This window comes from Vibrio halioticoli NBRC 102217 (assembly GCF_000496695.1).
Classification (GTDB): domain Bacteria; phylum Pseudomonadota; class Gammaproteobacteria; order Enterobacterales; family Vibrionaceae; genus Vibrio; species Vibrio halioticoli.
Genome location: NZ_BAUJ01000051.1, coordinates 1 through 9,911 on the forward strand (window position 1 = coordinate 1; position 9,911 = coordinate 9,911).

A 9,911-nucleotide genomic window follows, 5' to 3' on the forward strand; every position below is an offset into this window, starting at 1 on the left:
CGATTGGTATCACTGCTAGAGAACACTTATGGTTCAAGTACTTTAAGCATCTTATTTAGAACAATATTATTGAGGTCGATGATGGAATTTGAATTTAAACGTGCATTTGGTGAGTACTCAATAAAAACCAGTATGGGACATGAGATCGTCGGTCGTTGGTTACAAGAAGAAATCGGCCGCGATGCAGACAAACTGCAACAGGTATTTGCCTTAATTGAACAAGCCACTCATAACCAAAGTGAAGTGCTGCTTTTGTCTGGTACTGAGATCAGTATGAGCATTGAAGCGGGTGAAGTTACTGTGCAAGAAAATGCGTTGCAGCAACAAACTGAGCAAGAGTTTGAGCCTGATATGGATTTTTATAATTGTGAAAGTTCGGCGGCGTGTGGATTAGAAGATTTTTCTGCGCTTATTCATCAATGGCAACGCTTTTTGACCACAGGAAGATAGGTATCTGCCTCTTGTTGCACTTTTTTGTGGCAATTGTTAATAACTTGAGCTTTTTTGGTGAGTCTTGTGCACCAAAATGGTGCGCAAAAACCCCCTTCACACTTCCCTTGTCAATAACTTCATTATAATTCAATGACTTAAAAACTTGGCACGCCCTTTGTATAAGTAAAGTATCAGCACAAATGTTAATGCAGATATGACTTACGCAGAGGGAAAGCGATGAAACTTATTAATGCAATTATTAAACCGTTCAAATTGGATGATGTCCGTGAAGCCCTATCTGATGTGGGCATTGAAGGTATGACTGTTTCTGAGGTAAAAGGATTTGGTCGTCAGAAAGGACACACAGAGCTATATCGTGGCGCGGAGTATCAAGTCGACTTCTTACCAAAAGTGAAACTGGAAATTGCCACTCAAGCCGAGAATGTTGATCGTGTTATTGAAGCAGTAAGCAAAGCGGCGCACACCGGCAAAATTGGTGATGGTAAGATTTTTGTTTACGACCTATCACACGCGGTACGTATTCGTACTGGCGAAATGGATTCAGAAGCCCTTTAAGACTAACGGACGAGAGAACTTATTATGGAACTTACAGCGACAGTAACGGAGTTACGTTACGCACTAGATACATTTTTCTTTTTAATTTCAGGTGCTTTGGTCATGTGGATGGCCGCAGGTTTTGCCATGCTTGAAGCGGGTTTAGTTCGCTCAAAAAACACCACCGAAATTTTGACTAAAAACTTCGTGCTTTACGCGATAGCTTGTACGATGTTTTTGCTAGTTGGCTACAACATCATGTACGTAGATAATGGTGCTGGTGGCTGGTTACCTTCATTTGGACACTTGATTGGTAGTCAGGCTGAGGGTGCAGATCACTCTCTAGAATCTGATTTCTTCTTCCAAGTTGTGTTTGTTGCTACGTCAATGTCAGTAGTGTCAGGTGCGGTAGCGGAACGAATGAAACTGTGGTCTTTCTTAATCTTTAGTGTGGTTCTTACAGGCTTCATCTACCCAATCGAAGGTTACTGGACTTGGGGTGGTGGTTTCCTTTCTGAAGCAGGCTTTAGTGACTTTGCTGGCTCAGGTATTGTACACATGGCAGGTGCTGCTGCAGCACTATCCGCTGTTATCTTGCTAGGTGCACGTAAAGGTAAGTTTGGTAAAAACGGCTCTGTTCACCCAATCCCTGGTTCAAACATGCCACTAGCAACCTTAGGTACCTTTATCCTATGGTTCGGTTGGTTTGGTTTCAACGGCGGTTCTCAGTTGATGCTGTCTGACTTTGAAAATGCAACAGCAGTAGGTCAAATCTTCCTTAACACCAATGCCGCTGCCGCTGCCGGTGCAATTGCTGCGCTACTTGTGTGTAAGACCACTTGGGGTAAAGCTGATTTAACTATGATTCTAAACGGCGCGTTAGCAGGTCTAGTTGCTATCACAGCAGACCCACTATCACCTTCACCACTAGCATCAGTGGCTATCGGTGCAGTTGCAGGCGTAGTGGTTGTATTTAGTATCGTTGGCTTTGATAAAATCAAGATTGATGATCCTGTCGGTGCTATCTCTGTACACGGCGTGTGTGGCTTCTTTGGCTTGATGGTTGTTCCTCTAAGCAATGCAGATGCAACATTCGGCGCTCAGCTACTAGGTGCAGCTGTAATCTTTGGCTGGGTATTCTTAGCGAGTATGCTTGTGTGGGCTATCTTGAAAGCAACTATGGGTATCCGAGTAACTGAAGAAGAAGAGCTTGAAGGTATGGATGTACATGATTGTGGTATCGGCGCATATCCTGAGTTCATGACAGTTAAATAATCTTTACTCTCCATTTAGTAATAGAAGGCCTGCTTTTTAGCGGGCCTTTTTCGTTTCAATATCTTATGGGGTGGTTGCGGTATTGAGGAAATAGAACGGAGATAACTGACTGTGTTTGCTAGCATATTTTTTAAAAAAAGTTGTTTTTGTTTTGAGATTTGATTGATATTAGTCATATTTGCTTACATGAAAATAAAGGAAATGAGATATAGAACGGAATACGCGATTGATTGCAGGGAGTTATTGCATATAATGGTCGTATTGATAACCATTCTCAATTTCAATCAAGGGACTTGTAATGAAAAAACTACTTATGTTGACTGCTGCTGTTAGTAGTGTATTTGCACCAATCGCATCAGCGACAGAAGAGGTTAACGTATATTCATATCGTCAGCCGTTTTTAGTTGAACCTATGTTTGACGAATTTACTAAGCAAACAGGAATTGCGGTTAACGTTAAGTTCTCTAAAACCGGTATTGCAGAGAAATTAGCGCAAGAGGGTGAATACAGCCCTGCAGACGTCGTATTGACGACTGATATCAGCCGTTTGGTTGAACTAAGCAATAAAAAAGTAGTTCAAGCTGTTGATAGTAAAGTAATTGACGCGAATGTTCCTGCGCAATACCGTGACAGTGAAAATGAGTGGTTTTCTCTCACATTACGTACTCGTAACGTATATTCGTCTCGAGATCGCGTGGGTAAACTAGGCTCTGATTTTGATTATAAAGATCTGGTCAACCCTGAGTATAAAGGCAAGATCTGTACTCGTAGCGGTAAGCACCCTTACAACGTTTCTTTAGTTGCTTCTATGGTAGCTCACTACGGCGAAGCGGAAGCGAAAACATGGCTTGAAGGTGTAAAAGCTAACCTTGCTCGTAAACCACAAGGTAATGACCGCGCTCAAGTTAAAGCGATTAAAGAAGGTCTGTGTGATATTGCTCTAGGCAACAGCTACTACCTAGGCAAAATGGTAAACAACCCTAAGCAAGTGAGCTGGGCTGAATCTGTTTACATTAACTTCCCAGGTCAAGAAGCCAATGGCACTCATGTCAACGTCAGTGGCATGGCAATGGCTAAGCATGCACCAAACCAGGCTAACGCTCTTAAGTTAATGGAATTTTTAACAGGTGATAAAGCGCAACAGATGTATGCAGAAATTAACTATGAATACCCAGTGAAAGAGGGCGTGAAGCGTTCTGAGCTTGTGGCTTCATGGGGTGATTTTAAAGCGGATAAACTGCCTTTGGAAAAGATTGCTGAAAATCATGCTATTGCTGTGAAGTTGCTTGATGAAACTAAGTTCGACCTGTAATACACTGCAAGAAAACACATATAAACTTTAAGGTTTAATGTAAAGGCGTCTTTAAGGCGCCTTTTCAAGTTATTTGATGAAAGAAAAATATCCCTTATTTAGAGCCAGTAGTGCGCTGTTAGCCGCGCTACTGGTTTTGCCAATTTTAGCTATTTTTTATACCAGCCTCGGTGGTGACAACGATCTGTTTGTGCACCTATTTGATACGGTATTGCCTACCTATATCTCGAATACTTTCTGGCTTGTATTTGGTGTGATGTTGCTGTCTTTGTTGATAGGGATACCGAGTGCATGGTTAATGGCTATGTGTCGTTTACCATCAGAAGGAATTTTGCAATGGGCAATGGTGCTGCCATTGGCAATGCCTGGCTATATTGTGGGCTATGTGTTTACCGATTGGTTTGATTTTGCCGGGCCACTGCAAGTTTTTCTACGCGATGTAACGGGTTGGGGCCCCGGTGATTACTGGTTCCCTGATATGCGCACTTTAGGGGGGGCAATATGGGTGCTTTCCTTAGTGCTTTACCCCTATGTGTATTTGCTGTGTCGTGCGGCTTTTATGGAGCAAAGTGTTAGCATTTTGCAGTCAGCAAGGCTTTTAAAATGCTCACCAATGCAGAGCTTTTGGCGAATCTCATTACCGATTATTCGCCCGTCAATTGCAGTTGGTTTGTCGCTGGTGGCAATGGAGGCGATTGGTGATTTTGGTACAGTGAGTTATTTCGCCGTCAATACTTTGACTACCGCGGTGTACGATACATGGCTCGGATATTCCAACTTGGGTGCGGCGGCGAAAATTTCGGCCATTATGTTGCTGGTGATTATTTTATTGATCAGTGGCGAGCGCTTTAGTCGTCGCAAACAAAAGCTCTTTCAGAGTCAATTTAATAGTCATGAGAACTTTCGTTACCAACTGACGGGTTGGAAGAAGTGGGCGGCAGTGACTTGGTGTTGGTCGATTGTGGCGGTGGCGTTTATTTTCCCATTGTTACAGCTTTGTCTGTACGCCTATCACTACTTCTTGGAAAGTTGGACAAGCCAATTTTATCAGTATGCCATTAATAGTTTAAAAGTATCGATACTTGCGGCCCTGATTGCTTTGATTATTGCGGTAGTTCTTAATTTTTACAGTCGTTTATCGGCCACAACCAGCAGTAATTTATTTGTGCGTTTGGCCTCTATGGGTTACGCCGTGCCGGGGACAGTACTTGCTATAGGCGTCATGCTACCTGTATTAAGTGCCGATCATTTGGTGAATGACATTGCCAAAGCTATGGATTGGGGTAGGCCGGGGCTTGTTTTCTCCGGTTCGATATTTGCGATTGTATTTGCTTTTGTGGTGCGTTTTTCAGCGGTGGCGATAGGCACAATTGAAAGTAGCATGAGCAAGGTATCGCCTTCTTTAGATATGGCGGCGCGCACTATGGGGTGCACTAGCTCGCAAATGCTCAAAAGAGTGCACATTCCATTGATGAAACGCGGCGCGTTAATTGCCTTTTTATTGGTGTTTATTGAATCAATGAAAGAGTTGAATGCCGCTATATTGCTGCGCCCATTCAACTTTGAAACACTCGCCACCTATGTGTGCAACTTTGCCTCAGACGAACAACTGGAAATTGCAGCTATGCCTGCGGTGTTGTTAGTTTTGGTTGGCCTTATTCCGTTAATTATTATCAATCGTTCTTTGGAGCAACCCCACTGATGAGCCGTACTCTAGCCATTAAAGATCTTACCTGTAAATACGACAATCAAGTGGTGCTTGAATCACTGTCCTTGACGGTAAAGCAAGGTGAGATTGTTTGTCTGTTGGGAGCCAGTGGTTGTGGCAAAACCACGTTGCTTAAAGCCATTTCTGGGTTACTTCCGCTAACGAAAGGCTTTATTGAACTCAATGGCACTGTGATTGATGACGGTAAGCACTGGGTGCCACCCGAGCAGCGTAATATCGGAATGATCTTTCAAGATTACGCTCTATTTCCGCACCTAACGGTGGCGCAAAATATTAGCTTTGGAATCAAAGAACTGCCGCAAGAGGTGCAAAAAGAGCGCATTGAAGAAATGCTGACTATGGTACATCTACAGAACCTAGGTGATCGTTATCCGCACCAGTTATCGGGTGGTCAGCAACAGCGTGTTGCAATTGCCCGCTCTCTTGCTTATAAGCCAGATCTATTGTTGCTTGATGAACCGTTTTCTAACATAGATACCCAAGTACGCCACAAGTTGATCGCGCAGATCCGCAGTATCTTTAAACAAGCGGGGGTGACGGCTATTTTTGTAACTCATAGCCGAGAAGAGGCGTTTGCTTTTGCCGATAAAATGGCGGTGATGAACAAAGGCGTGATTGAGCAATTTGGCAGTGCCAGCGATCTTTACCACACTCCATCAAGTCGTTTTGTGGCTGATTTCTTAGGTGGCGGCAGTTATTTGCAGGGCACAAAGATAGAGCAAGGGATGTATCAAACGGCTTTGGGAGTGGTGAAGGCAACTTGCAAACAGCAAGACAGTAATGAAGCCGCCATGATTTTATTTCGTCCGCAACATCTGCAATTAACCGCGAATACGGCGGGAGAAACTGTGGTATTGGAACAGCAGTTTATGGGTGACCATTTCCGTTATGTTGTGGATGTAAAAGGGCATCGATTACTGTCTAGTTCGATTGAACAGCTGGATGTCGGTAGCCGAGTTGATGTGCAGCTCACATCAACTCAACTACTGGCTTTTTAAAGCTTTAGTACCAAGGGTTACGGTAGTGGATTCCTCGTTGATCAAGCTGTTCTAAATCAGACTTGAGGCGAGATAAAAAGTCAGTCCAATCTTTGTTGCTGGCATCAGTCCAGCACACTTCTGCAATGGCTTGCAGGCGAGGATGCACCATATATTGTAGCTTTTGCGGGTTATCAACCAGTTCACACCATAGCGCCGCTTGAATGCCCCAGACCTTTTTCTGAATCGGATCATCGACAGCAATTTCTTGCAGAGGTTGATAGTGGTAGGCGTGTTTGAGTGGGGTAATATTCGCCCAGTAAAAGCCTGATTCGCTCGCATCAAATTCTTGCGCCATATCCAGATAAGTGTACTGTCCCGGCTGTAATACCACATCAAATCCTTTACGTGCACATTCGATAGCCGCTTGCTCACTTTGCCAAGAATAGATCACGGTTTGCTGGCTGACTTTATCGCCATGTTGCGCTTCTTCCCAGCCCAACATACGTTTGCCATAGCTGTTGAGCTTATTCTCTACATAGCGCAGTAAATGCCCTTGTAGATCTTTGGCTTCGGTATAGCCGTGTTCTTTCATCAGTGCCTGACATTTGTCACTTTGTGTCCATACGCCTTCCGGCACTTCATCCGCTCCAATGTGTACATAAGGAGCAGGAAACAGCTCTACAACTTCGGCAATAACTTTATCTAAGAACTCATAAGTGCCTTCTAGGGCAGGTGATAGCACGTTGTCAGTGTAGTGCTGTACGCTGCGATAGATGGATGCGTCATCCTTGTCTAATAACAAGTGCGGCAAAGACTTTATCGCCGCTCGGCAGTGACCGGGAATATCAATTTCGGGCACCACAATGATTCCGCGACGCTGAGCAAACGCCACCACTTCTTTGATCTGTTGTTGCGTATAAAAGCCGCCGTATTTGGACTCTATATGCCTAAATTGCGGAGCAAGGGGTAAGTCTTTGCCGCGCCATGCGCCAATATCGGTTAATTCAGGGAAAGCTTTGATTTCGATTCGCCAACCTTCATCATCGGTCAGATGCCAATGGAAATGATTGTATTTGTAGCGTGCTAACTGATCGATGATGAGTTTAATTTGCTCTACCTGATGAAAGTGACGAGAGCAGTCAAGCATCATGCCGCGATAAGGATATGCTGGGCTATCAGAGATTTTTACGCAACAGAGTGATGTTTCATCTTTAAATAGCTGCAATAGAGACGCAACCGCATGTGCAAAGCCTTGTGCATCACTGGCACTGACGGTCAGGCTTGTGGCTGAGATATCCAGTTGATAAGCGGATGCGGATAAGCAGCTCATTGGTTTAAAGTGGATTCGAGCACCTTGCTGGGTTAGTTTTAGCTTTAGTTGCGGTGCACTTTCACACAACCATAAGGCTGCCTCTTTGGCGACTGGGCTTTCTACATGCAATTCTTCGCCTATCACAAACTCAAATGTCCCTTGCATAAGGTCAAGGTTATTTGGTTTAGGAATGATTGCAATATTGGCCTTTTCTACGGGCTCTAAGCCGTGGGCAACTGATTTTGGCGCAAGTAACTGTAATGGGGTTACGGCGACCGAATAGCGTTCAGAGGATTGAATAAATGCTTCAAGAATACCGTCACATTGCAGTTGCAATGGTGGCGTTGGCATTTCAAATTCGGTATTAAAAGTTTGATTACTTTCTAAAGCAGGCAGTGCGCTCAAGGTGCAAAAACTGCCGGTTTGCGAAAGTTGCCCTACCGTACAGCTGCTACTGTCTAAGAAACGAGTCATTGAAAAATGCAGCGTCCAGTCAGTCAGTTGCGCCTTAGAGTTATTGACTATAGATAACGCAAAACGGGTACGCTGCTCGCTTTCATTGACTACTTTAAGGTCAAGGCGAAATAGGCTCATGGTGAGTCTCCTGATAATTCATCGTTTGTTTGATAGGCTACCGCTAATAAAAACCACGCGCTGTGAGGTAACCATTGTTCTGCCCAACGCCAGTTTTGTTGTAAGTCATCAGCGTGTGCGGTTGGGTTAAAAGCAATGCCTTGCGGGTGATTAAAGCCTGCGGTTATGCCGTTGCAAATACCCCCCTTAGCGTTGTAAAAACCTAAGTGTGGTAAATAGTTAGGGTTGTTATCGCCATGCCCGTCGAGCATGCACATATTGTAAGGGTTTAATCCTATAATCCAGTTTAAACAAGATTGAGCGTAGCTTTGTAGTGGCTTTAAAAATGACGCTGATACGTAGGGTATTGCTCTATATGCCATGGCTGACAAAGAGGCGAGGCGGGCATTTTCCCCTTGCCACCAATAGCCCGATTCGTTGTCTTGTGCCATAAAAAAGGCATCGCGTTTTTCTCCGCCGAGATCTTTTACATATTGCCTTGGGTAGGCATAAGGATTGCAAGTTGCATGGGTGATCTTTAATTCAAAGGACAGCGCCGCCTCAATGCTGGAGGTGATCTTTTCTATAAAAACAGAATCGGTTTCGATGTCTAAAAAACAGCATAGGGCTATGACAGGCAATCCAGCATCAGAGGGATGAAAATAGGGGCGTTCACCCTGCGCGGTAGCAGACCAAAAATGTGACCAGTTTTGGTCGCTGTGCTGACGTAAAGTTAAGCGCAGTGCCCAGTCGCGACTTTCATCTAAGTAGCGCTGATCTTGAGTGGTTTTGTACAGTTCAACACTGGCTAATAAAGCGCAATATTCATCAATGATGTTTTCCTTACCGTCATTTAAATAAGCTTTGTTGTGCTCTTTTAAATGCCAATAGCCTTTTTGCGCAGCTTGTTGATAGTGATGAGTACTATACTCGCCATTTTGTTGAAGCCGAGCCGCACTAGCAAGGGCGGCAATGGCGATGCCTGCACCTTGCCTAAATCCTGCTTGATAGGTCACTAGCTTTTTACCGGTTTGAGTCTTATAGGCACACAGCTCCCTTTTTTCAGGATCTTTGCTCCATTGATCAAATACCGTGGTGTAGAAAAAGCCTTGGTCAGCTTGCATGCGCACTAAAAAATCTGCGCCAAATAGCGCCTCATCAATAAGGCGAGTGCGCGTAAACGGAGCACAATTATCCCGCGCGCTGAGCACTTCTAGGCTAGAGAGTAAGTTCCATACCAGCATTGGGGTTTGCTGAGGATTTAAATAATTGGCGTAGCATAAATGGCTCAAATATTTGCTGACGTCCCCTGATGCATCATACCAGCCGCCACGGACATCACGCCGAGCATCGCTGCCAAATATGCGCACGTTTTTATCGGCGTGATCAAACATACCCGTGCAACGTTGCGACTTAAAATAATGCAGCAGATCAGAAAAGGTGCGCTGATACAAAAGCTGAGGCTGAATATCAAAGGGCAAAGATTCAACGTGTTCAAAGCGCGCCACAAAGCGACCCTGTAAATTCAGTTTGCTAAAATCAAAAGGGTAGCTCCAACCTATGTCCCACTGCTCAACAAGTTGGCCGGGTTGTAGGGGGACTCGCGCTACTTCTTGCTTTGTTTGCACCTCGATAATAACGACATCGGCGGTATCGACTTTTTGTAAGCAGAGGGGGGAAGGTGCAAGCAGAACACCGACTTTATGCGCAGTCGCTGAGTAGCCAATTTGATTGATTAACAAC

Annotated in this window: 8 protein-coding genes; 6 read left to right on the plus strand and 2 right to left on the minus strand. The window is 44.5% G+C overall.

Going from position 1 to position 9,911, the window contains the following annotated elements; genetic code table 11:
• Nucleotides 1–81 precede the first annotated feature (81 nt).
• The 6 genes from VHA01S_RS13840 to VHA01S_RS13865 all read left to right on the plus strand — a co-directional run bounded on the left by VHA01S_RS13840 (nt 82) and on the right by VHA01S_RS13865 (nt 6,301).
• Complete coding sequence (locus VHA01S_RS13840; RefSeq protein WP_023404985.1) at nt 82–450, plus strand: YacL family protein; 369 nt, start codon at nt 82–84, stop codon at nt 448–450.
• A 219-nt stretch (nt 451–669) separates the two neighbouring features.
• Nucleotides 670–1,008: a P-II family nitrogen regulator gene (gene glnK, locus VHA01S_RS13845; protein ID WP_023404986.1), complete on the plus strand. Its 339-nt coding sequence runs from the start codon at nt 670–672 to the stop codon at nt 1,006–1,008.
• A gap of 24 nt (nt 1,009–1,032) precedes the next feature.
• The gene (gene amtB, locus VHA01S_RS13850; protein ID WP_023404987.1) at nt 1,033–2,262 is read left to right on the plus strand and encodes an ammonium transporter AmtB; all 1,230 of its coding nucleotides are present in this window, start codon (nt 1,033–1,035) and stop codon (nt 2,260–2,262) included.
• Nucleotides 2,263–2,560: 298 nt separating this feature from the next.
• Nucleotides 2,561–3,574 (plus strand): Fe(3+) ABC transporter substrate-binding protein, encoded by a 1,014-nt coding sequence (locus tag VHA01S_RS13855; RefSeq protein ID WP_023404988.1) that lies wholly within the window; start codon nt 2,561–2,563, stop codon nt 3,572–3,574.
• Between the two features lie 76 nt (nt 3,575–3,650).
• Complete coding sequence (locus VHA01S_RS13860) at nt 3,651–5,276, plus strand: ABC transporter permease (protein ID WP_023404989.1); 1,626 nt, start codon at nt 3,651–3,653, stop codon at nt 5,274–5,276.
• Complete coding sequence (locus tag VHA01S_RS13865; RefSeq protein ID WP_023404990.1) at nt 5,276–6,301, plus strand: ABC transporter ATP-binding protein; 1,026 nt, start codon at nt 5,276–5,278, stop codon at nt 6,299–6,301. Before VHA01S_RS13860 ends, VHA01S_RS13865 begins: the two co-directional genes overlap by 1 nt.
• A gap of 4 nt (nt 6,302–6,305) precedes the next feature.
• Here VHA01S_RS13865 and VHA01S_RS13870 read toward each other — a convergent pair whose 3' ends face one another.
• Both VHA01S_RS13870 and VHA01S_RS13875 read right to left on the minus strand, forming a co-directional pair.
• Nucleotides 6,306–8,189, minus strand: coding sequence for a beta-N-acetylhexosaminidase (locus tag VHA01S_RS13870; RefSeq protein ID WP_023404991.1), 1,884 nt, complete (start codon nt 8,187–8,189; stop codon nt 6,306–6,308).
• Nucleotides 8,186–9,910 carry a glycoside hydrolase family 9 protein gene (locus VHA01S_RS13875; RefSeq protein ID WP_023404992.1) on the minus strand — a complete coding sequence of 575 codons (1,725 nt, stop codon included), beginning with the start codon at nt 9,908–9,910 and terminating at the stop codon, nt 8,186–8,188. Before VHA01S_RS13875 ends, VHA01S_RS13870 begins: the two co-directional genes overlap by 4 nt.
• Nucleotide 9,911: the final 1 nt, after the last annotated feature.

Coding starts and splice junctions, on each gene's coding strand:
- VHA01S_RS13840 (WP_023404985.1), top strand. CDS start 82: ATGGAATTTGAATTTAAACGTGCATTTGGTGAGTACTCAATAAAAACC.
- glnK (WP_023404986.1), top strand. CDS start 670: ATGAAACTTATTAATGCAATTATTAAACCGTTCAAATTGGATGATGTC.
- amtB (WP_023404987.1), top strand. CDS start 1,033: ATGGAACTTACAGCGACAGTAACGGAGTTACGTTACGCACTAGATACA.
- VHA01S_RS13855 (WP_023404988.1), top strand. CDS start 2,561: ATGAAAAAACTACTTATGTTGACTGCTGCTGTTAGTAGTGTATTTGCA.
- VHA01S_RS13860 (WP_023404989.1), top strand. CDS start 3,651: ATGAAAGAAAAATATCCCTTATTTAGAGCCAGTAGTGCGCTGTTAGCC.
- VHA01S_RS13865 (WP_023404990.1), top strand. CDS start 5,276: ATGAGCCGTACTCTAGCCATTAAAGATCTTACCTGTAAATACGACAAT.
- VHA01S_RS13870 (WP_023404991.1), bottom strand. CDS start 8,189: ATGAGCCTATTTCGCCTTGACCTTAAAGTAGTCAATGAAAGCGAGCAG.